General features: G+C 62.0%; 18 protein-coding genes. 7 read left to right on the top strand and 11 right to left on the bottom strand.

Translation table 11 applies throughout. The features are described 5' to 3' along the window. Positions 1-139 precede the first annotated feature (139 nt). The gene (locus ACCO56_RS18795; RefSeq protein WP_433642413.1) at positions 140-1,087 is read right to left on the bottom strand and encodes an aldo/keto reductase; all 948 of its coding nucleotides are present in this window, start codon (positions 1,085-1,087) and stop codon (positions 140-142) included. Positions 1,088-1,253: 166 nt separating this feature from the next. Here ACCO56_RS18795 and ACCO56_RS18790 point away from each other — a divergent pair, with 166 nt between their 5' ends. Beyond that, positions 1,254-2,219, top strand: a complete 966-nt coding sequence (locus tag ACCO56_RS18790) for a sugar-binding transcriptional regulator (protein ID WP_433642336.1) — start codon at positions 1,254-1,256, stop codon at positions 2,217-2,219. Between the two features lie 351 nt (positions 2,220-2,570). Beyond that, a complete protein-coding gene (locus ACCO56_RS18785; protein WP_433642335.1) occupies positions 2,571-4,625 on the top strand; it encodes a bifunctional aldolase/short-chain dehydrogenase in 2,055 nt (684 codons plus the stop codon). A gap of 523 nt (positions 4,626-5,148) precedes the next feature. Here the strand turns inward: ACCO56_RS18785 and ACCO56_RS18780 are convergent. From ACCO56_RS18780 to ACCO56_RS18745, 8 genes are all read right to left on the bottom strand, one after another. Beyond that, positions 5,149-7,188, bottom strand: a complete 2,040-nt coding sequence (locus tag ACCO56_RS18780) for an ATP-binding protein (RefSeq protein WP_433642334.1) — start codon at positions 7,186-7,188, stop codon at positions 5,149-5,151. Between the two features lie 132 nt (positions 7,189-7,320). Further along, positions 7,321-8,004, bottom strand: coding sequence for a hypothetical protein (locus ACCO56_RS18775; protein WP_433642333.1), 684 nt, complete (start codon positions 8,002-8,004; stop codon positions 7,321-7,323). Then, on the bottom strand, positions 8,004-8,585 hold the full coding sequence (locus tag ACCO56_RS18770) for an AlbA family DNA-binding domain-containing protein (protein ID WP_433642332.1): 582 nt from the start codon (positions 8,583-8,585) through the stop codon (positions 8,004-8,006). Before ACCO56_RS18770 ends, ACCO56_RS18775 begins: the two co-directional genes overlap by 1 nt. A 403-nt stretch (positions 8,586-8,988) precedes the next feature. Beyond that, complete coding sequence (locus tag ACCO56_RS18765) at positions 8,989-9,762, bottom strand: hypothetical protein (RefSeq protein ID WP_433642330.1); 774 nt, start codon at positions 9,760-9,762, stop codon at positions 8,989-8,991. 335 nt (positions 9,763-10,097) lie between these two features. Further along, complete coding sequence (locus ACCO56_RS18760) at positions 10,098-10,631, bottom strand: GIY-YIG nuclease family protein (RefSeq protein WP_433642329.1); 534 nt, start codon at positions 10,629-10,631, stop codon at positions 10,098-10,100. A gap of 392 nt (positions 10,632-11,023) precedes the next feature. Further along, positions 11,024-12,076: a substrate-binding domain-containing protein gene (locus ACCO56_RS18755; RefSeq protein WP_433642412.1), complete on the bottom strand. Its 1,053-nt coding sequence runs from the start codon at positions 12,074-12,076 to the stop codon at positions 11,024-11,026. Between the two features lie 30 nt (positions 12,077-12,106). Beyond that, entirely contained in the window at positions 12,107-13,144 is a 1,038-nt protein-coding gene (locus ACCO56_RS18750) for an ABC transporter permease (RefSeq protein ID WP_433642328.1), read from the bottom strand. Beyond that, entirely contained in the window at positions 13,141-14,652 is a 1,512-nt protein-coding gene (locus ACCO56_RS18745; protein ID WP_433642327.1) for a sugar ABC transporter ATP-binding protein, read from the bottom strand. Before ACCO56_RS18745 ends, ACCO56_RS18750 begins: the two co-directional genes overlap by 4 nt. 140 nt (positions 14,653-14,792) lie before the next feature. On the opposite strand from ACCO56_RS18745, the gene mtnK reads away from it, so the two are divergent. The 4 genes from mtnK (at position 14,793) to ACCO56_RS18725 (ending at position 18,385) form a co-directional block, all read left to right on the top strand. After that, complete coding sequence (mtnK, locus tag ACCO56_RS18740; RefSeq protein ID WP_433642325.1) at positions 14,793-16,061, top strand: S-methyl-5-thioribose kinase; 1,269 nt, start codon at positions 14,793-14,795, stop codon at positions 16,059-16,061. Next, positions 16,058-17,167 carry an S-methyl-5-thioribose-1-phosphate isomerase gene (gene mtnA / locus ACCO56_RS18735; RefSeq protein WP_433642324.1) on the top strand — a complete coding sequence of 370 codons (1,110 nt, stop codon included), beginning with the start codon at positions 16,058-16,060 and terminating at the stop codon, positions 17,165-17,167. Before mtnK ends, mtnA begins: the two co-directional genes overlap by 4 nt. Before the next feature lie 63 nt (positions 17,168-17,230). Continuing rightward, positions 17,231-17,827 carry an alpha-ketoglutarate-dependent dioxygenase AlkB gene (locus ACCO56_RS18730; protein WP_433642323.1) on the top strand — a complete coding sequence of 199 codons (597 nt, stop codon included), beginning with the start codon at positions 17,231-17,233 and terminating at the stop codon, positions 17,825-17,827. Positions 17,828-17,869: 42 nt separating this feature from the next. Next, the gene (locus ACCO56_RS18725; RefSeq protein WP_433642411.1) at positions 17,870-18,385 is read left to right on the top strand and encodes a metallophosphoesterase family protein; all 516 of its coding nucleotides are present in this window, start codon (positions 17,870-17,872) and stop codon (positions 18,383-18,385) included. A gap of 209 nt (positions 18,386-18,594) precedes the next feature. Here ACCO56_RS18725 and msrA read toward each other — a convergent pair whose 3' ends face one another. Continuing rightward, positions 18,595-19,119 (bottom strand): peptide-methionine (S)-S-oxide reductase MsrA, encoded by a 525-nt coding sequence (gene msrA / locus ACCO56_RS18720; protein ID WP_433642322.1) that lies wholly within the window; start codon positions 19,117-19,119, stop codon positions 18,595-18,597. A 103-nt stretch (positions 19,120-19,222) separates the two neighbouring features. Further along, positions 19,223-20,635 (bottom strand): helix-turn-helix domain-containing protein, encoded by a 1,413-nt coding sequence (locus ACCO56_RS18715; RefSeq protein WP_433642321.1) that lies wholly within the window; start codon positions 20,633-20,635, stop codon positions 19,223-19,225. Between the two features lie 227 nt (positions 20,636-20,862). Between ACCO56_RS18715 and ACCO56_RS18710 the strand changes: the two genes are divergently transcribed. Continuing rightward, on the top strand, positions 20,863-22,395 hold the full coding sequence (locus ACCO56_RS18710; protein WP_433642320.1) for an acyl-CoA carboxylase subunit beta: 1,533 nt from the start codon (positions 20,863-20,865) through the stop codon (positions 22,393-22,395). Positions 22,396-22,405 lie beyond the last annotated feature (10 nt).

The following is a 22,405-nucleotide window of genomic DNA, read 5'->3' as shown; positions in this document are numbered from 1 at the left end:
GTCCGCGGGCGGGACGGCCGCGGGTTTCAGTGCGACCTCCCTTTGATATTGCAAGCCAATTCTGGCTGTGCTCGAGATCATGTCCGGCCGGCCATCGGCCAGGCTGCGCCATATCGCCGCGCCGGACATGTTCCTCTCGTCAGGCGCTGGCGCTGTCGAGTTCTTCGATGTCTTCGGGCGAAAGACCGATCGCGGCCGCGCGGATCAGGCTTTCCAACTGCGCCAGGGACGTGGCGCTGGCGATAGGAGCCGTCACGCCGGGCCGCGCGATCAGCCAGGCAACCGCAATCTCGGCAAGCTTTGCATCGTGGCGCGCGGCGACCTTTTCCAGCGCGGCGAGAATGCGCGTGCCGCGATCGTTGAGATACTGCTTCACGCCTTCGCCGCGCTGGCTTTTACCCAGATCGGCCTCGCTGCGGTATTTGCCGGAGAGGAAACCCTTGGCGAGGCTGAAATAGGTGATGACGCCGATCTCCTCGGCCATGGTCAGGTCGCGCAGCGCACCCTCGAACTCGGCCCGGTCATAGAGATTGTAGCCGGGTTGCAGCACCTCGTAGCGCGGCAGCGACTTTCCCTGAGCCACCGCGAGCGCCTCCTTGAGCTGCGCGGCGTCGAGGTTCGATGCGCCGGCATAGCGGATCTTGCCCTTGGCGATGAGCTTCTGATAGGCGCCGAGAGTTTCTTCATAGGGCACCGACGGGTCGGCCCAATGGGAGAGATAAAGGTCGACGACGTCGGTCTGAAGCCGCTTCAGGGAGGCGTCGATCGCGGTCTCGATATAGGCGGCTGAAAGACCTTTCTTGCCGTCGCCGAGGTCGGACCCCACCTTGGTGATGACGACGATGTCGTCGCGATTACCGCGGCTCTTCATCCATTTGCCGATGATCGCCTCGGACTCGCCGCCGGAATTGCCGTCGTGCCAGCGCGAATAGACATCCGCCGTGTCGATCGCGTTGAAGCCGGCTTCGGCGAAGCGGTCCAAAAGCTCGAAGGACGTCTTCTCGTCGATCGTCCAGCCGAACACATTGCCGCCGAACACGACCGGCGCAATGCGCAGCTCCGTACGGCCCAGCCGTCGCTTTTCCATCATTTTTCTCCGGATTTCTGGTGGGAGGAAGCCGCATCGGCGGCGCGATCGCTCATCCTTGCATGCGGGCGGCCTTCGTGAAAAGTGCCGTGATCTTTTCTCGATCGGGCCAGCATTTGACTTTTGTCAGACCTCGTGACTATTGTCGAAACAGGAGGAAGCGCCCATGCCGATCCGGCCGGCCGATCAGATCATACATAAGGCCGCCTGGCTCTATTACACGCATGGCCTGCGCCAGGACGAGGTCGCGCGCGAGCTGAACATTTCGCGCGCGTCGGTCGCCATGTATCTGCGCAAGGCACGCGAGACCGGCATCGTCAGCATCTCGACCTCGACGCAGCTCTTCCGCGAGGACGTGCTGGCCCGCGAGGTGGAGGATGCGTTCGGGCTCGACGCCGTCTGGATCGTGCCGCATGCCGGCGCATCGGGTGACCGCGCCGAGGTGCCGCTGGTCGCGGCCGGGGTATTCCTGGACCAGGTGCGGCGCGGCGACCGCATCGGCATCGCCTGGGGCCATACGGTCTACGACATCGCCGACGTCATGTCCTATGCCGACCTTCAGGACGTCACGGTCGTCCAGCTCTGCGGCAATCTCGGCGCGCCCTATTCCTACCGGCCCGACCAGTGCACCATGGAGATCGCCCGGCGCCTCAACGCCAAGGGCCTCAATTTCTACGCGCCGCTGGTGCTGACCACGGAGGAACTCGCCGAGCAGTTGCGCAGCGAGCCGGTGATCCGCGAGCAGCTTTCCGGCATCGCCGAATGCAATCTCGCGCTCTATTCGGTGGGCACGATCGACGAGGACAGCCATGTGGTGAAATGCGGCGCGCTCACGCCGGCCGAGATGCGCGCGCTGAAAGGCGAGGGCGCGGCCGGCGTCATCGCCGGCCAGATCATCGACGCCGCCGGCCAGCAGCTCGACTGCAGCTACAACAGGCGCGTCATCTCGGCCGATCTCGCCTCGATCCGCGCCATCCCCAAGCGCCTGATGGTCGCCCATGAGGATGCCAAGCTCGATCCGCTCCGGGCCGCGCTCGCCGGCGGCCTCTGCTCGCAGCTGGTGACGACGGCCTGGATCGCCCGCCAGCTCCTCGACCGCGCCGGCAAAAATTCCGTCACCATGGCCGACTAAACCATGGGGCCAGCATGATCGACCACCCACGCCGCCCCCCTCACTGTCCTGCCGGACATCTCTCCCCGCAGGCGGGGAGAGAGAACGCAGCTGAGCGGGTTTCGCCAGTCGCCGATGGCGAAGATTGGCGAAAGCGGAGACGACAGCGATCTTCTCCCCGCAGGCGGGAGAGAGCGCAGCTGAGCGGGTTTCGCCGGGTCGCCGATGGCGAAGATTGGCGAAAGCATAGACGACAGCGGCCTTCTCCCCGCAGGCGGGGAGAAGTGGCCGGCAGGCCGATGAGGGGCCTGCCGACGTCCAATCCCTGCGCCCCCCGACACAACACGAAACGCTAGCCAAAAAGATCCCGACATGAAGAACCTCTGGAACGATGCCACTGCCGAAGCCCTCGTCGCGGACTATGCCAGCAAGGGCGTCGACCGCGATCTGGCGCTGCGCGTCTACACCACCCGCCTTCTCGGCGGCGATCCGCGGCTGGTGCTCCATGGCGGCGGCAACACCTCTGTGAAGAGCGGGGTCACCGATCTCGTCGGCGACGAATGGGACGTGCTCTGCGTCAAGGGCAGCGGCTGGGACATGGCGGTCATCGAGCCGCAGGGCCTGCCGGCGGTGAAGCTCGGCGCGCTTCTCAAGGCGCGCGCCCTCGACCGCCTCTCCGACGAGGACATGGTGGCGCTGCAGCGCGCCAATCTCATCAACCCTTCCTCGCCCAACCCCTCGGTCGAGACGCTCCTTCATGCGTTCCTGCCGCACAAATTCGTCGACCACACGCACTCGACCGCCGTTCTCGCCATCGTCGACCAGCCGAACAGCGAGGAACTGAGCAGCAAGGTGTTCGGTCCGAAGATGGGCTTCGTGCCCTATATCCCGCCGGGCTTCGACCTCGCCAAGGCCGCCGCCGATATCTATGACGCCGACCCCTCGGTCGAAGGCCTGATCCTCGACAAGCACGGCATCTTCACCTTCGGCGACACGGCGCGGGAAGCCTATGATCGCATGATCCACTACGTGACGCTCGCGGAGGAATATATCGCCGCGAACGCCAAGCCGCGCCCGACGCCGATCGAGCTTCCCGCGCAACTTGCCAAGGCGGCCGATTTCGCCCCGGCGCTGCGCGGCGCCGTCGCCTTCGACAGGGGCGAGGGGCGCTTCGACCGCATGGTGAGCGATTTCCGCACCTCGCCGGCCATCCTCGAATTCCTCGCCTCGCCAAGGCTCCAGGCGGTGGCGCGCATCGGCGTTTCGACGCCGGACCTTTCGATCCGCATCAAGACCGGCCCGATGGTGCTGCCCGCGCCGGACGCGGCGAAGGCCGACGCCTATCCCGCCGCCATCAAGGAGCATGTCGCCGGCTTCGTGCGCGACTACACCAGCTATTTCGAGACGAACGACGCGCTGGACGACGTGAAGCGCACCATGCTCGACCCGATGCCGCGTCTGACGCTGGTGCCCGGCCTCGGCATGTTCGGCCACGGCCGCACGCTGAAGGATGCCAGGATCGCCTCTGACGTCGGCGAGATGTGGATCGAGGCGGTGCGCGACGCCGAGGCCATCGGCACCTTCCAGCCGCTCGACCATACCGATCTCTTCGGCCTCGAATACTGGTCGCTCGAACAAGCCAAGCTCGCCGCGAACAAGCCGAAGCCGCTGACCGGCCAGGTGGCGCTGGTCACCGGCGGCGCCGGCGCGATCGGCGCGGCGACCGCCGCGCTCTTCGCCGCCAACGGCGCGCATGTCGTGGTGGTCGATCTCGACGGCGAGCGTGCGGCGGCGGTCGCCAAGAAGGCCGGCAACGATTCCATCGGCGTCGGCTGCGACATCACCGACCCCTCGGCCCTGCGCGCCGCCTTCGACAAGGCGGTGGCGACCTATGGCGGCCTCGACATACTGGTCTCCAACGCAGGTGCTGCCTGGGAGGGCGGCATCGGCGAGATCGACGAGGCGCTGCTGCGCAAGAGCTTCGAACTCAACTTCTTCGCCCATCAGAACGCGGCGCAGAACGCCGTTCGCATCTTCAAGCAGCAGGGCACGGGCGGCGTGCTTCTCTTCAACACCTCCAAGCAGGCGGTCAATCCCGGCCCGAAATTCGGCGCCTATGGCCTGCCCAAGGCGGCGACCCTGTTCCTCTCGCGCCAATACGCTTTGGAATACGGCCCGCTCGGCATCCGCTCCAACGCAGTCAACGCCGACCGCATCCGCTCCGGCCTGCTGACCGACGAGATGATCGCCAGCCGCTCCAAAGCGCGCGGCCTCTCCGAGAAGGATTACATGTCGGGCAACCTGCTCGGGCTCGAAGTTACCGCTGAGCATGTCGCGCAGGCCTTCCTGCACCACGCCCTGGCCGAACGCACCACGGCCGATGTGACGACCGTCGACGGGGGGAATATCGCGGCGACGCTGAGATAGACGGGGTGGCAGGGCGTCCGACGCAAGGCGGGCGCCTTCGCGGGGGCCTTTTCCATCAGTTTACTGCCGCCGACTAGGCGTTGCTTTTTTCGATGGGGATGGGGAGCGAGATGGCCGCCCCACGCATCGAATTTCAGATCGACCCGAAAGCGACCTGCACATTGTGCAACATGACGGGCAGCAATGCTCCCCATTCTTGCCGTTCAAGCAATCAGATTTGTTCGCCACGAGCGGTCATTGCTGAAAACACGCATCTACGTAGAAATTGGACTTGCATTAAGGCGGGCGCATCCTGGGCGGGATAGATCGTGCCGCCCGTATCGACCGGAACGACGGCGGCGAAGTCATCTGGGACATGCGCGGGGTCGGCCACGACCGCGGCGATGCGGTCGGCTTCGATACACACCGCTCCGCGTGCGTGGATGGTCGCCTTTTTTGTCCATCGACACGATGCGCCCGACAAGCGCATGTCGGTCGCTTGTGCTGATGCGATGAGGTGCCCCTTTGATCCTCCCAATTCCGGCTAAGCAGGTTGCTCGGTTCTTTCCGGTGTCAACGCGTCCGGCTGATCGTCACCATTTTCGTCGGTCTCTTCGACGATGACACCTTCCAGGAATTGGCTGTGCTTTTCCTGCAGATATTTGATCGCGGTGCTCTCATCGGCGGAATGCTGCAGATGCTCCTGGAAGAACTGAAGCCGAGCCCGATTTTCCTCGATTAGCTCACCCCACGTCTCGATGCCGACGATATGTCGCGGCCCTCGCGCGATTAGGCGGCGCTCGCGATCCGGACCGCTTTCGATCTCATGCTTTGCGAAATCGTCATAGGCGTTGGAGACCAGCCAGAAGTGCCAGCGCACGCCGTTGACGGTCGAGAACCGTTCGTCCGACGTGACGGCGATCGCGTATTTTTTTGCCTGCGTGATCTCCTCGGCGCCGATCTTCACTTTCGGCGCCTTGAGCTCAACGATCATGTGTTCGATGTCGTTGGCACGATGTCGTCGCGTCGAGCGCGAGAACATCAGGTCGATGATGCCGCGCGCCTTGCCGATCACTTTCACGGGCTCGTCGATCGCGATTTTCGGATCGAGATGGTCGCGATGCTTTTCCAGGACGCGACGGAGATCCTTGTCGCTCACCCAGAGATTATACTCTTCGCCGAACACCCAGGTGTTTTCGGCGAGGATTTTGTGGAGCTGGGTGCGTTCCTTCAAGCGGCCTTTGGTTTCCGGGTCGAAGACGATCGACTCGAGCGCGGATATGAACTTCAACCGATCGGCGACAGTCTTGGCGGCGGTGATGATCGCAGACAGCGTCGTTTCCTGCAGGAGGTTCGCAAGCTCCTTCTGCTTGCGCGCTGGAAGGTCGAGCACTTCCTTCAGGATGAGCTGCAACTCCTCCGGTCCGCGCTCGATGGCGTTGCGCAGCATGCGAAGGTGTAGCGCCTTCGCCTTCGCCGAGCTGATGCCGAGATCGGGCGCGAGCTCCTGAACCTGGACCGCGACGATATCGAAAACCTGACGCTCTACCTTCTCGACGGCGTTCTGCGGCGTGCCGCGATAGGGATAAACGTCTTCGGCGATCCATTCGTCGACCAGGGATCGAGCCTTTTCCGCCGATTTGTCGCGAAAATAGTCTTTTATCGCCGAGCGGGCATTTTCGACCGCGCCGCTCAACAGGGGATCCATTTCGGAGAGCGCGAGGCGTTCTTCGTTATGCAATTCCTCGACGTAGCTGGATTTCAGATAGGCGGAGAAAGAGAAGCCGGGAATGTGGAAACGCGTCTCGACCTGATCGAACGGAAAGCCGCTCGCGGAGCACAGATAGAGGACACGCCGCGCATCGGTTCGCCATTCGATGACTTCGAGCTCGACTTCGTGCTGGGCGCCATCATCCTTCTCGATCAGCGGCAGTGACGCCTTGTGATGACTGGCGATCACCTTCTCGGGATCGAGCCTCTGGCCGGCGATCGAGATCGAGACGCTCCGATAATTCATCAGGTAGAGCGCGAAGATCTCGTTCAGGTCCTGAAGGCCGTCTTCGCTCTCGAAGGTCTTGAAATCACGCCGGAGGTCGGCGACTTCTACGATGACGCCTGTTGCGCGTCCGGGCGCCGGCACTTCCTCGGTGATGGTAACGTCGGTGAGATCGGCCTCGAGGAGCCGGACCTCGAACGCCTTCCGCCCGGACTGATCGTCATAGCAGACCTTCCATGTGACCGACTGGCCGAGGGCGAACGCCTTGTAGCGGCCGCGTCCTTCTTGGCCGTGGATCATGCGGCGATTGCGTTTGGTCTGTCGGACGTGCCGCTTCCAAGAGCCGCCGAGATTGCCGAACAGCGCCCGAGCATCGCTGCGGGAAAATCCGTCACCATTGTCGTAGACGACGATTTTCGACATCCCGCCTGCGAGATCGTTGTGTGCGAACTCGACAGATACCTCGGTGGCGTCTCCATCGAGGCTGTTCCACAGCAACTCCGCAAGGGCAGGCACAGGCTTCGCCTTGGTCTGCCGCGCGACGAAATCATCTCTTACCGCGACGGATACGTGTTCTTCGCCGGCCATTTACCCTCCCGGCCCTTGAGCGGGCCATTTTCCCACGCCGACCACGCCGAGCGGCGCCTTTCAGCCTCACCGCCAACTCGTGCCGTATACTCCTCAACCCGAGTGCACCTGCAGCCAGCGGCCGAAAACTTGCTACAACTCACGCCTTAGCAAGCGTTCCTGATCGCCTCGAATCTGGTCATCTGCTGGCGTCCAACCGAAGCGATCGAAAAATTCTTTGATGAGCTTCAGGGACACATCGACGGCTGGAGTGGCGGCAAGATCGTTCTGCAACGCACCGCTAACCTCGACCGTTTCCGCCTTCGTCACTTTTGGATCGAAGAATGGCATTCTATTCCGCCCCACCCATAGGCGTCGGTTCCGCAATACATTCCCTGTAATCGAAATCGACACGCCATCCTGGAATGAGGCTGCCTGAGACAAGCGGCTCGCGAATTCCACGATCTCTGTGAAGAGATAGATAACTCCCTCTATACTCAAGAACGGCTTGTTGGGCGCTCCGTTGAACTCTTCTCGATCCTCCCACATCGCCATATATGAGAGAAACTGGCCACTCTGATACATTCGCCAAAACTCATGGTGTACGTACCAATCAGTCCATTCGGCGTAGAACCCATCGTTGTTCTCACTACCGCCGAATTCATCCCTTCCACGATGGATGTGCGGAAAATCCCACCCTCGCAATTCAACGCTCGAACCGTGCACCAGTGTTCTGCATTGTGCGAGGGACAGTTTTTCAGGAAGAGGTCTCACCGGCCGAATGTTTATACGCCAGTGGCCCGCAGACCGAACGTTCTCTAGCAAGCCGTCCTTCATCACAAACCACCCAATTCAGCATCAAACGCGTTTGTTTGCTCAACGGGTAATCCGATGCCTATCTCTCGAAGCTGTGCTGCGCGTTTCGCGATTGATCGCTCGATCAACCGTCTCATGTCTGTTGCATTCGAGATCGCGGCGCTTTGCGGCTTCTGCGCACGGCTTCGAAAATAGATGCTTCCTTCCGCGAATTCTGGCTTTTTTGCCCCGTCAATCATGCCGGTCTTTTTGCATATCACGGGAAGCTCGTCGAACTCTCGGACCTCAATGACCACATACTTGCGTCCCGCCGCATCGGTAGGTGTTTTGACGCTGAAAATCACTTCCGGGTCCGCATACACGGCCATCTGGTCGCGCATTTTGTCAGGGGCATATGTAGCGAGTTGCTCGTCGGAAAGACCCTGACGTTCAAACGTCTCGTCAACCACGCCTATGATGATGCGTCCCCCGTCTTGGACATTCGCCATCGCGAGGATGTCTTTAGCTAAGCTGATCTTGTGCCATTCCATCGCCTGTTTGAATTCAAGCCGATCGGTCTCCTCTGCTCCATCAAGAAGCCTTTCCAATTCTTCGGTCGTCATCGATGTCTCCCACCTGAGACCAGTAGAAACGACGCTAATAATTCGGTCAACAAGAAGAACTGCTCTCTGCCCGCTTTCCGACAATCTGTGGGTTCAGGGACGTCGGAATATCATGCGTTTAACAGGGCACTTGCTCCATTTGGATCGGGCGGTGGTCATGTCGGCTTTGTGACGACGGCTTCGGGATCGCGATCGTCAAATTACTACGACCGAAATGGGGTCGGCTGCAGAACGTCGGCTTCAGGCGCGGCGGCAGCCACATGCCGACTGTCCGCTGCCGGCCTCAATCCCGATCAGCTCGATAACGCTTGGGGTGGAGTGCGGACCGACGGCTTTCAAGGTCAGAAGCAGGCGTCACTTCAATCAACAATGGTCCTGACGCTGCGCTCTGCCTTCGAAGGACTTACCAGATGTCGAGAAGCAAATTGCACTGGCGGTCGGCGTCGAAGGAGTTCTTATCGGCATTCTCGTCTAGTGGGGACCAAGCCCCAAAAAAATCGTCCACCAGACCATCAGTGGCCATTGAGACCAGCGACCGAGGGGAGCGGTAGTTTCGTACGAAATAGCCAACGCGGTGATAGTCCTCATCGTCAATCAATGTGGCAGTGCTCATTTCGTACTGCATTGCATGCCACATATCTTCGAGCTCAAGCATGCGAAACGCCGTGCTTGGCCAAAACCTTGCGACTCGCGCCTCCAGGCAAGCGAGGTTTATCTGTGACAGCTCCACCAAAAACCTCCCCAGGCTGATGGCTTCACCCACCGACACGAGTTGGTCACCGAATACCGATAGGCCCGTTGAGGGAAACCGATAGGAGAAGAGTTCTCTCTGATCCTTGGCCGCTAGTAGCTTTTGACTGAACCTTGCTTGATGCCCAGAACCAAGGCGTCGCAGCTTGTCAGCCGTTGTGTTCAATATGTTGGAATGCGTCATTTCAATGGATTTTTCGCCGCGCCACTCGACGCAGGGTAGCGTGAGTAAGAACGCGCGGCACGTGTTCATCATCGTGTAGTAGCCAAGGTACGGAAGCGTGACCTGAAGATTTCGATCCTCTGCGTACTCCGCTGAATTACCGAGCACCGTAGCTCCGAGGACAAATTTCAATGCTAGGTAGCTGCGTACAAACCATTCCGTGTTGAGGGCATCGTCAAAATTTTTTGCAATCGGGTCAAACAATTTACGTGTTCGCTGTATGTACGATCTTATTTCGTCATCCGTGCATATAAGCGTCAATTCCCGATAATTGTAGGCTACTTCGGATCCGGTTAAGAAAACTATTTCATCAGATAGCATTCGGTATCCCTTTTACACTTCAATTTGCTTGCCTGGCTAACTATTCCTAGTAAATTTTCTCTATTCTGCCCTGACCGCATCGGTCAAAATATTCAGCGACAGTTTCAGGTTTTTCCGTTCAAGCGTAAATGCCGGAAGGGTCGAAATTGGAACGGCTTTTCTTGATCAACCGTCACCGTAAACCGGACGGACCGCTTTCGGCCCCAATCCGGAATAGCCTAAAACGGCTTCGACTGATGGAACTGGCGGGTTTCAGCGGATTCACTCTGAGTTGCAGATCGGGAAATGCCTAAGGGCTTCTTTTTTTTAGATTCCTGCTTCTGAAATTCTGGAAGAGACAGCTTCTGGCTCGCCTGCTCCAACAGGAATTCGGCCATTCCATCGCCATTGAACCAGTATATGAAATCCACCGAGTTGCGGTCCGGGTCCTCGTCGCTAAAAGCGGCGAAGCTCTCCAACAAAAGATCTCGGGCGTCATCATCGCCAGCGAAATCGAACCATTCGCCGGAATACCAATAGCGGGCGAAACCAGTATGGAGACATCGTTCGTGGTGAGATATTCCCCAAAAGGGTTTCTGTCCAATCAGCTCCATGTCAGGCAGCCATGTCTTTGCAGCATTGAGCCGATTTTGAGCACGCTTTGATTTGCCTATTTTATATTTTCCATGGTTCTCGACGATATAGATGAATCCGGGGTCCACTCGATGCAGATTCCAGACTGGCATGACGGTGCCGGCTTTTTCAACGATCATTTTGAGTCCCTCTCTTGCAAGCGAATGCTACTTCCATGGAGGTAAATACGCGAGAAATCACTACGCTTGTTGGGGCTTGCATTGTCATTCCTGCCGTGGCTGGTCTTGCCCGACATGCAAGCCGCTGAACGGTCGGCCTGCCGAAGGGCCGCTTTCCGCTGAGTTGGCTCGAAAGCTGTTGCCGGCCCCAAACAGGACGCTCATCGTCTGGTGCTGAGCAACAGCTGCTGACACGTTGCTGAAGTGCTCCAAATCGACCGACCTCTGCAGCCCAAAGTGGACTTTCGTCCACCGCGCAACGCGTCGGCTATCCCACAACCTACCAGCCGGCTTTGTTCGAAAGAAAAAGGGCGGCACCAGGCCGCCCCTTCCACAATCGCTTTTGACAGAGCCTACTTCCCCGGCAGCGGCATCCACGCCGGAACCGCCACATCGGCATGGGCGAATTGCGGCATTTTGGCCGACAGTTCTTCCATGTTCTTGATGTCGTTGTCGTTGAGGTCCTTCTGGGTGATCAGCGTCGGCGGCACGATCACGCTCTTGCCCGGCTCCTCGCCGGCGAGGAGCATGGCGAGCGCGCGCACGGAAACCTGGCCGACGACAGCCGGGTTGGTGGCGGCGGTGGCGACCCAGGCGCTGTCGGCCTCGCGCATGGCGGCGATGTCGGAGGTCGAGATGTCGGCCGAGTAGATCTTGATGTCCTGGGAAAGGCCGGCCTCGTCCACCGCGATCTTCACGCCCTTGGCGAATTCGTCATAGGGCGCGAACATCACCTTGATGTCGGGATTGGCCGACAGCACCGAACGGGCCTGGTTGGCGACCGAATTGGCGATCGGGTTGTCGAGCGTGCCGAACTGCGCCGCCTCGTTGATGCCCGGATATTTCTTCTTGAACTCCGCCCAGGTCTCGTTGCGGCGGTCGAGCGGGGCGATGCCGGCGACATAGACGTAGCCCGCCTTCCAGCTCTCGCCATTGTCCTTGATCGCCTGTTCGAGCGCGAGGCGGGCAAGGTCGCGGTCCGACTGCTCGATTTGGGGGATCTTGTCGTTCTCGACATTGACGTCGAAGGCCACGACCTTGATGCCGGCGTCGACGGCGCGCTGCGCGGCTTCCTTCATGGATTCCGTCAGCCCGTGCTGGATGATGATGCCCTGCACGCCGAGCGCGATTGCCTGGTCGACCATGTCGGCCTGGAGGGCGGCGTCCTGGCGGCTGTCCAGGACGCGCAGGTCCACCCCGAGCGCCTTGGCCTGCGCCTCGACGCCGGAGAGATAGGCCTGGAAGAAATCGCCGGTCGAGAGATAGCGCACCAGCGCGATCTTCACCTTGCCCGGGTCGTCAAAGGGGGCCGGCTTGTCCTGTGCCAGTGCCGGCGCTTGCATCAGCGCCGTCGCGCCGATCAGGCCGAGCGCAAGTCTTCCGAATGTTCTGCGCGTGAATTCCAACATGCTTTCCTCCACTTTCCCTTTGGTTTGTCAGCGTTTGCCCCGATGCGACAGGGCGAAGGTGAAGACGAGGGCGACGACGAGCACCGCGCCCTTGACGAAGTCCTGCGTGTAATAAGGCGCGTTCATCATGGTGAGCCCCTGAAGGAGCACGCCGACGAAGAGCGCGCCGATCGCCGTGCCGAACGCATTGGGTTTCGCCGCGCCGAGCACGGCGAAACCGATCAGCGCCGCGGCGACGGAATCGAGCAGCAGATTGTTACCCGAGGCGATGTCGCCGCGTCCAAGCCGGGCAGCGAGAAGAATGCCGCCGATCGAGGCGAAAATACCCGAAATGACATAGGCCCAGATCTTGTATGCCTTGACAGGCGCGCCGGCGAGTTCGGCGGCCCGCTCGTTGCTGCCCACCGCATACATCATGCGGCCGAAGCGCGTATATTCCAGGAAGAACCAGATCAGCACCGCGAGCACGAGCAGGATCACCACCGACACCGGCACGAGGTTGGGGATGAAGAAGTCGAAGCGGTGCCGGCCGAGCGCCAGAAAGGCGCTGCTGAAGGAACCGCCGGCGACGGAACCGTCCGGCATGGTCATGCCCGTGGCGATCGAACGGCCTTCGGTTGGAATGCGCTGCAGGCCGACCAGCAGGAACATCATGCCGAGCGTGGCAAGCAGGTCGGGCACGCGCATGTAGACGATGAGGAAGCCGTTGATCAGGCCGACCACCACGCCGATCAGCAGGCAGACGACCACCGCGACCAGCGCGTTCTGCTCGAGCACCACCATGACATAGGCCGCCGCCATCATGGCGCTGGTGGCGACCGAGCCGATGGAAAGGTCGAAGCCGCCGACGACCAGCGTGGCGGTCACCCCGAGCGCCAGGATGCCGGTGATGGCCACGGACTGGAAGATGAAGACGGCGGCCTGCGGAGAAGCGAAACCGTCCGTCGAGAGGGAGAAGTAGGCGATCAGCCCGGCGAGCAGCGCCAGGAAGCCGTAACGGATGACGATGTTCTGCAGGTCGAATTTCGCTGCGGCTTTGTTCATGGTCTCGGTCTCGCTGGTCATGCCGCGCCCCTGGCATTCTGTCCGGCCACTTCGGCGAGCAGCCGTTCCATGTCGATGCCCGCATTGCGATGCTCGCCGACGATCGTGTGCTCCGACATCACGAGGATCCGGTCGGCGGTTTCGAGCGCCTCGTCGAGCTCGGTGACGAAGATCAGCGTCGCCCGGCCGCTCGAACTCGCCCGAAGCTTGGCGGCGATGTCGCGGCGCGCGGCGATGTCGACGCCCTGGAAAGGTTCGTCCAGCATGAAGAGGGATGCCGGCTGCGACATCCAGCGGGCGACCATCACCTTCTGCTGGTTGCCGCCGGAAAGGGTGGCAAGGTCGTCCTTCTCCGAGCGGCAGACGATGCCGAGCTCCTTGATCTGGCCGCGCGCGACGGCGCGTTCGGCACCACGCCGTGAAACGCCCATGCCCGAGATCCGTTTCAGGAAGGGCAGGCTGATATTCTCGTAGATGTTGAAGTCGCGCACGATGCCGCTTTCGGCCCTGTCCTTGGCGACGAGGAAGACGCCGGCCTCGATGGCCTCGCGCGCCGAGCCCGGTCGATAGGGGCGCCCCGACAGCATCATCGAGCCGCCGAGCGGGCTGCGCACGCCGAACAGGGTTTCCGCCAGCGCCGTCTTGCCGACGCCGACGAGGCCCGTCACCGCTACGATCTCGCCGTCGCCGAGTTCGAGCGAGATCGGCCTGGCGCCTTCGGCGATCGTCAGATCCTTGGCGCTGAAGATGGCGTTGCCGCCCGCTCTCGCATCGATCGCGCCCTGATCGCTGCGATGCCCGAGCATGGCGTTGACGGCCCCTTCATAGTCGAGCGGCTTTTCCTCGAAGCTTCCCACGATCGCGCCGTCGCGCAACGAGACGATGCGGTCGGCGAGGCGCCTGATGTCGGACATGCGGTGCGAAATATAGAGGATGGCGACGCCGTGGGAGCGCAGCCTGTCGATCAGCGCGAAGAGCCGGTTGGCCTCGGCGCTGGACAGCGACGAGGTCGGCTCGTCGAGGATCAGCACCTTGGGTTCGTGCGCCATTGCGCGGGCGATCGCCACCATCTGCCGGTCCGCCAGCGACAGGTCGGGGATGGCGGCGTCGAGATCGATGTCGAGCCCCATGCGCTCGGCGACGGCGCGGGCCTCGCGGCGGACCCTTCTCGGGTTGAAGAAAAGCGGCGCGCCGGCGCCGCTCAGCCGGTCGAGCGTGAGGTTGGTGGCGACATCGAGGGCGGCGACCACGCCGTCATTGATGTTCTGATGAACGGTGACGACGCCGGCACGGATCGCTTCCGCCGGTGTTGCCGGCGCGAAATCCTCGCCGCGGAGAGACATCGTGCCGCCGTCGCGCGAATAGACGCCGCTGACGATCTTGACCAGGGTGGATTTGCCGGCGCCGTTGGCGCCCATCAGCACGGTCACTTCGCCTGGATGAAGTTCGAGGCTCACGCCTCCGAGGACTTGAATCGGGCCGAAGGATTTCCTCAGGCCCGCTACGCGGAACACGGCATCCCCGACCATTTCGTCCTCCCTTGAAAGAGAAGGCTATGGGCTGTTTCGGCAAATGTCAACACGATTGACATTTGCCAGCAGGCTCTCTAGCGTTCTCCCGTCATGAATACTTCGCAGGGACGAAGCATGCGCGGATCGGGAGGCCGGACATGACGCAAACCGCTTTCGAGGCTTTGACGGTCGAGAGCCTGCCGGGCAGGCTGGGTGGCATCGCCGCGCTTGTCGAGCGCCTTGGCGAGGACAGCTCCGCGTGGAAAGTGCGCGAGGTGGGCGACGGCAACCTCAACCTGGTGTTCATCGTGGAAGGCAGCAAGGGCGCCGCGGTGGTCAAGCAGGCACTGCCCTATGTGCGCCTCGTCGGCGACAGCTGGCCCTTGCCCTTGAAGCGGTCCTTCTTCGAATACCACGCGCTGAAGCGTCAGGAGGCACGCGCGCCGGGCACCGTGCCGGCCATCTACCATTTCGACGAGGCGCAGGCGCTCATCGTCATGGAATTTCTGTCGCCGCACATCATCCTGCGCAAGGAACTGATCGCCGGTCGTGAGCTGCCGCGGATCGCGGAAGATCTGGGCCTGTTCACGGCACGCACGCTGTTCCGCGGCTCCGATTTCCACATGGCAACGCGCGACCGCAAGGCCGACCTGGCGCTCTTCGCCGACAATGTGGAGCTTTGCGGCATCACCGAGGACCTCGTTTTCACCGATCCCTATTTCGAGGCGAAGCTCAACCGGCATACTTCGCCGCAGCTCGACCCGCTCGTCGCCGAGCTGCGTGCCGACCGCGACCTGAAGGTCGAGGCCCAGCGCCTGAAGCACCTCTTCGCGTCCAAGGCCGAGACGCTGCTGCATGGCGATCTTCACACCGGCTCGATCATGGTGACGGACGAGGAAACCCGCGTCATCGATCCGGAATTCGCCTTCTACGGGCCGATCGCCTTCGACGTCGGCATGCTGCTTGCCAATTTCTGGATGGCCTATTTCTCGCAGCGCGGCCACGAGGAGAACGGATCGCGCGATTCCATGCGGGCCTATCTCCTGCGCACCACGGCCGAGATCTGGTCGGTGTTCCGCGGCGAGTTCTCCCGCCTGTGGCGCACCGAGCGCACCGGCATGCTCTATCACCGGAGCCTCTTCGAGGATCGGGGCGATGCGCTGGGCGCCGAGCAGGCGCTCGACCGCCTGTTGCACGAGATCTGGGAGGACACTTTGGGCTTTGCCGGGGTGGAGATCCACCGGCGCATCCTCGGCCTCGCCCACAATGCGGATTTCGAGACCATCGAGGACGCCGATTTGCGCGCCTCCTGCGAGGCGCCGGCGCTCAAATTTGGCCGTCATCTTGCGGTAAACTGCCGCCAGATCCACAGCATCGAAGAGGTCAACAACCTGGCCGCCCTGATCGAGAAGGAGAGCCGCCCGTGAAAGTCGCTGACCGTCATTACCGCACCATCTGGCTGAACGAGGATGGACGCTCGGTCGACATCATCGACCAGCGCTGGCTGCCGCATGACTTCCGCATCGAGACGCTGCGCACGGTGGACGCCGTCGCTGTCGCCATCCGCGACATGTGGGTGCGTGGCGCGCCTCTAATTGGCGTGACGGCGGCCTACGGCGTCGCGATCCAGATGAAGGACGACCCGTCGGATGCCGCCCTCGACGCCGTCTGGGAAAAGCTCCACGCGACGCGTCCGACCGCCATCAATCTGCGCTGGGCGCTGGACGAGATGCGCGGCATGCTGCGGCCGATCGCGCCGGCCGAGCGGGCCGCCGCGGCTTACAAGCGCGCCGGCGAGATCGCCGACGAGGACATCGAGCTCAACCGCAACATCGGCAAGAACGGCCTCGCCGTCATCCGTGAAATCGCCGCTAAGAAGAAGCCGGGCGAGCCGGTCAACATCCTCACCCATTGCAATGCCGGCTGGCTGGCGACGGTCGACTACGGCACCGCGACGGCCCCGATCTATCTGGCAGTCGAGGAAGGCATTCCGGTCCATGTCTATGTCGACGAGACGCGGCCGCGCAACCAGGGCGCCCAGCTCACCGCCTGGGAGATGGCCGGCCACGGCGTGCCGCATACGCTGATCGTCGACAATGCCGGCGGGCACCTGATGCAGAACGGCATGGTCGACATGGTCATCGTCGGCACCGATCGGACCACCGCCAATGGCGACGTCTGCAACAAGATCGGAACCTATCTGAAGGCGCTGGCGGCGCATGACAATGGCGTGCCGTTCTATGTCGGCCTGCCGTCGCCCACCATCGACTGGACGGTGTCGGACGGCCTCAAGGAAATCCCGATCGAGGAACGTTCCGCCGACGAGGTCTCCTATGTGTGGGGCAAGACCGCGTCGGGCGAGATCGCGCAGGTGCGGGTTTCCCCGGATGCGTCTCCCGCCGGCAACCCCGCCTTCGACGTGACGCCGGCGCGTCTCGTCACCGGGTTGATCACCGAGCGCGGCATCGCCGAGGCATCGCCGGAGGGCCTGCGCGCGCTGTTTCCGGAGCGGCAAGTCAGGAAGAGCGCCTGATCCGATTTGGTCCATGAAGTCCGGTTCGAATGAACCGGACTGGGCCTTGGGCGTTACTTCGCGATGGGAACGACGACGCAATTACAGCCGGACCTGTTCGGCTCACCGATCGTGCTGCCGGAAGGATTTCGATACCGGCAGGACCTCCTCGCGAGCGAGGAGGAGAGTGCGCTCGTCGCGCAGTTGCGTGAACTCGATTTCAAACCGTTCCAGTTCCAGGGGCATGAGGGGAACCGCCGTGTCGTCTCCTTCGGCCTGCATTATGATTTCGCCGATGGCAGGCTGAAACAGACGCGCGAAATACCTTCTTTTCTTTTGCCCCTGCGCGGGAAGGCTGCCCAGTTCGCGAGGCTCACGCCGGAGCAACTGCCCCATATTCTCGCAACGGAATACACGCCTGGAGCAGGCATCGGCTGGCATCGGGATCGGCCGGTGTTCGGTGACGTGATCGGTGTGTCCTTCCTCTCTGAATGCCGCTTCCGCTTCAGGCGCCGCGTCGGCGCGAAATGGGAGCGCGCCGCGCAGATCCTTGCGCCGCGCTCGATCTATCTGATGCGAGGGCCTGCGCGCACGGTGTGGGAACACAGCATTCCCGCGGGCGATGAGCTCAGATACTCGGTGACGTTCCGGACCTTGAAAGACGCAGCGAGTGCCGAATGATGGTATTTTCGCGTGATCGCGGGCAGGCGGCAGCGGGATGCCATGGTGTTCTTCACGAGTGACACGCATTTCAACGATCCTCGAATTCTCCGGATCGATCGTCGCCCGTTCGCTTCGCTCGCCGACCATGACGAGGCGTTGATCGCGTTCTGGAACGAGACCGTAAGGCCTGACGACGAGGTCTGGCATCTCGGCGACTTTTCCCGCGGCAGCAAGGCAGATGCGGAAGCGCTTCTTTCGCGCCTCAACGGACGCAAGCACCTGATCATCGGCAACAATGACGGGCCTGACACGACCGCCGCGTCCGGCTGGGCCAGCGTTCAGCATTATGCGGAATTGGCGGTCGACGGCATGCTGCTGATCCTTTGCCACTACCCGTTCCGGACCTGGAACCAGATGGGCAAGAAGTCGATCGACCTCCACGGCCATTCACACGGCAGGCTGAAGCCGCTCACGCGCCAGTTCGACGTTGGCGTCGATGCCTGGAACTTCCGCCCGGTTACGCTCCCGGTTCTCCTCCGGTCGCGCTCCCGATCCCGTGCTTTGGCTGAAGAGTGACTGAACTGCCGCAGGGCGAGCAGTCTGCGCAGGTCCCCCTCTCCGTCTCGGCTTCGCCGAGCCAGCTCTCCCCCCACTATCGTGGGGAAGAGGAAGGGCGCCGAGCGTGCGGCCGGCGGTTCCTCTCCCTCACGAAGTGGGGGAGAGATGGCTCGGCGAAGCCGAGACGGAGAGGGGGCCTGCCACCTCGGAATAGAACTCGACCTTTCCTATCCGGCGCGGCGGACTTCGTCGCGCTTGGGAAGTTTCCAGTCCGGCCTCGGGAAATGACAGGTGTAGCCGTTCGGATAGCGCTCGAGATAATCCTGGTGCTCCGGCTCGGCTTCCCAGAAATCGCCGGCCGGCGTCACTTCGGTCACAACCTTCCCTGGCCAAAGACCAGAGGCATCCACATCGGCGATGGTCTCTTCCGCGACGTGCTTTTGCTCGTCGTTCAGATAGAAGATCGCCGAGCGGTAGCTCGTGCCGACATCGTTGCCTTGGCGATTGCGTGTCGATGGATCGTGGATCTGGAAGAAGAATTCCAGGAGGTCGCGGTAGCTGATCCTGGTGGGGTCGAATTCGATCTCGATCGCCTCGGCGTGGCTGCCGTGATTGCGATATGTCGCGTTGGGCACGTCGCCTCCAGTGTAGCCGACGCGGGTCGAAATGACGCCGGGGTAACGACGGATCAAATCCTGCATCCCCCAAAAACAGCCACCAGCCAACACTGCGCGTTCGCTCGGGATACTCATCTGGATCTCCTCGGTCGTGAGTTTCCTCCAATATAGGCATTGCAGGCGCCTATTGTCAGGCATGAGCGCTGTCGATGCGGCTCGCGAATCGACCGGCGCTTGATCAAGTCAGCGCATAGGGCAGCACGCCGCGCCTGTTGTGATCCACTGCCAGACGCTGCTTCAGTGGCGGCACGGCGCGCTGGGCGCAGTTTGGGCGGTCGCAGATGCGGCAGGAGATACCGATGGGATCGAAGGCCGAGCGGCTGGTGATGTCGAGCCCGTCGGCATAGACGAAGTCGCTCGCATAGGAGATCTCGCAGCCGAGCGCGATCGCGTAACGGCGTGGCGTGGCATTGAAGCCGCCGCTGCTTTTCACGATCTCCGTCGCGACGCTCAGATAGCGCACGCCGTCCGGGGTTTCCGCGAGCTGGCGAATGATGCGGCCGGGCATTTCGAAAGCCTGGTGGGCATTCCATAGCGGACAGGCCGCGCCATAGCGGGCGAACTGGAGTTTGGCCGCGCTGTGTCGCTTGGTGATGTTGCCGGCGCGGTCGATACGGGCGAAGAACACAGGCACCCCCTTCATTCCGGGGCGCTGCAAGGTGGACAGCCGGTGCGCGATCTGCTCGAGGCTTGCGCCGAAACGCGCCGCCAGCAGTTCCAGATCGTGCCGCAGCTCCCGGGCTGCCGCGAGGAACGGCTGGTAGGGAAGGGTGAGCGCGCCGGCGAAATAGTTCTGCAGGCCGATGCGGCAGATCTCGACGGCCTCGGGGGTGCGGAACTCGCCACGCCGAGCGATGGCGTCGATCTCCGCACCGAACTCTAAGGCGGCGATCTGAAAGGCCATCTGGAAGCTGCGTGTCGCGGCGGGCGCGTAGGGATTGAGGAAAAGGGCACGGGCTGCCGGATCGAAGCGCCGCAGCGTGTCCTCGCCCGGATCGATCTTCAGAATGCGGATTCCGTGACGGGCCTCCAGCCGGTCCGGCAAAGCGATGCCGGGATCACGGTCGGGCAGTCCGAGATCCGCAGCCAGCCGCTCGGCGGCAAGGTCCAACTCGTGGACATAATTGTCGACGAAATGGAAGAAGTCACGAACCTCCTCATAGGGCGTCAGCTCGGCAAAGCTGTTGGTCCGGACCATCTGGTCGTCGTAGCTCGCGAGTTGCTCGCCATTGCGCCGATAGGCCTGGTGACAGGCGATCAAAGCGTGCGCCAAACCGGGCGCATTCTGCGTGATCAGCTTCAACTCATGAAGCGTCGGCGCATAGGGCTCGAAGAGCGGGTCGGCGAGGGCTTCGACAAGCGCCGAAAGCAATCGGTCGCCATCGCTTGCCGAGAGCGTGGCGATATCCACCTGGAATTTTTCGGCCAGAGATAGCAGGACCGCGGCCGAGACCGGGCGCTGATTGTTCTCGATCTGGTTGAGATAGCTCGTGGAAATGCCGAGCCGTTCGGCGAAGGCCGCCTGCGTCGTCCTTCCGGCTTCGCGCAACTCGCGCACGCGCCGGCCGATATAGAGCTTTCCCGAAGCCATGTTCGCATTTTCGCAATTCGCTGTTTTCAATGTTCTATATTACGCTTTTGCACCTCTTCCAACATTTTCTCCGCTCGCCTCCCGACTTAGACGGACCTTTGGTCGATGGCGGCCTGTACGTTCGTAATTTGCGCATGTCTTTTCCCGAAACCGCACACTTTCGGGAGACATGCTTTAGGAGGCAGGGATGACGCTATTTCACGCGGCTGCGGCGAGAGGACGAACCGATGCGCGCCGTTCTTGAACAGCTCGAAGAGCGCCGCGCCGAGGCGCGCCTGGGTGGGGGCCAGAAGCGTATCGATGCCCAGCACGCCAAGGGCAAGCTGACCGCCCGCGAACGGCTCGAAGTTCTCCTCGACGAGGGCTCGTTCGAGGAGTTCGACATGTATGTCACGCATCGTGCCGTCGATTTCGGCATGGCAAGCCAGAAGGTGGCGGGCGATGGCGTGGTTACGGGCTGGGGCACGATCAATGGCCGCCTCGTCTACGTCTTCTCGCAGGATTTCACCGTGCTCGGCGGGTCGCTGTCGGAAACCCATGCCCAGAAGATCTGCAAGATCATGGACATGGCGGTGCGCAACGGAGCGCCGGTGATCGGGCTCAACGATTCCGGCGGCGCGCGCATCCAGGAAGGCGTCGCTTCGCTTGCCGGCTATGCCGACGTCTTCAAGCGCAATGTCGAGGCTTCCGGCGTCATTCCGCAGATTTCGGTCATCATGGGACCCTGCGCGGGCGGTGCCGTCTATTCGCCGGCCATGACCGACTTCATCTTCATGGTGCGCGACAGCTCCTACATGTTCGTCACCGGCCCCGACGTCGTGAAGACCGTCACCAACGAGATCGTGACGGCCGAGGAACTGGGCGGCGCGCGCACGCACACGCAGCGATCGTCCGTCGCCGACGGCGCCTTCGACAATGACGTCGAAGCCCTGGAAGGGGTGCGGCGCCTGTTCGACTTCCTGCCGCTCAACAATCGCGAGAAGCCGCCAGTACGGCCCTTCCATGACGATCCCTCGCGGATCGACATGCGGCTCGACACGCTGATCCCCGACAGTGCCAACAAGCCCTATGACATGAAGGAGCTGATTTTGGCCATCGCCGACGAAGGCGACTTCTTCGAGATCCAGCAAGCCTTCGCGAAGAACATCATCACCGGCTTCCTGCGCATCGAGGGGCAGACCGTCGGCGTTGTCGCCAACCAGCCCATGGTGCTGGCCGGCTGCCTCGACATCGACTCCTCGCGCAAGGCGGCACGCTTCGTGCGCTTCTGCGATGCATTCTCCATTCCGATCCTGACTCTGGTCGACGTGCCGGGCTTCCTGCCGGGAACGGCGCAGGAATATGGCGGCGTCATCAAGCACGGCGCGAAGCTTCTCTTCGCCTACAGCCAGGCCAGTGTGCCGATGGTCACGCTGATCACCCGAAAGGCCTATGGCGGCGCCTATGACGTCATGGCGTCGAAGCATATCGGCGCCGACGTGAACTATGCCTGGCCGACGGCGGAGATCGCGGTGATGGGCGCCAAGGGCGCGACGGAAATCCTCTATCGCTCCGAGATCGGCGACAAGGACAAGATCGCCCAGCGCACGAAGGAGTATGAGGAGCGCTTCGCCAATCCTTTCGTGGCCGCCGAACGAGGCTTCATCGATGAGGTGATCATGCCGCATTCGTCTCGACGCCGTATTGCCCGCGCTTTCGCGGCCCTGCGCGGCAAAACGGCCGAAACGCCGTGGAAGAAGCATGACACGATGCCATTATGAGCAGGTCGAC

The sequence above is a fragment of the Mesorhizobium sp. 1B3 genome (genome assembly GCF_050958605.1).
Lineage (GTDB): Bacteria > Pseudomonadota > Alphaproteobacteria > Rhizobiales > Rhizobiaceae.
The sequence above is the reverse complement of the archived record's forward strand: the minus strand, read 5'-3'. Positions and strand labels throughout refer to the sequence as shown.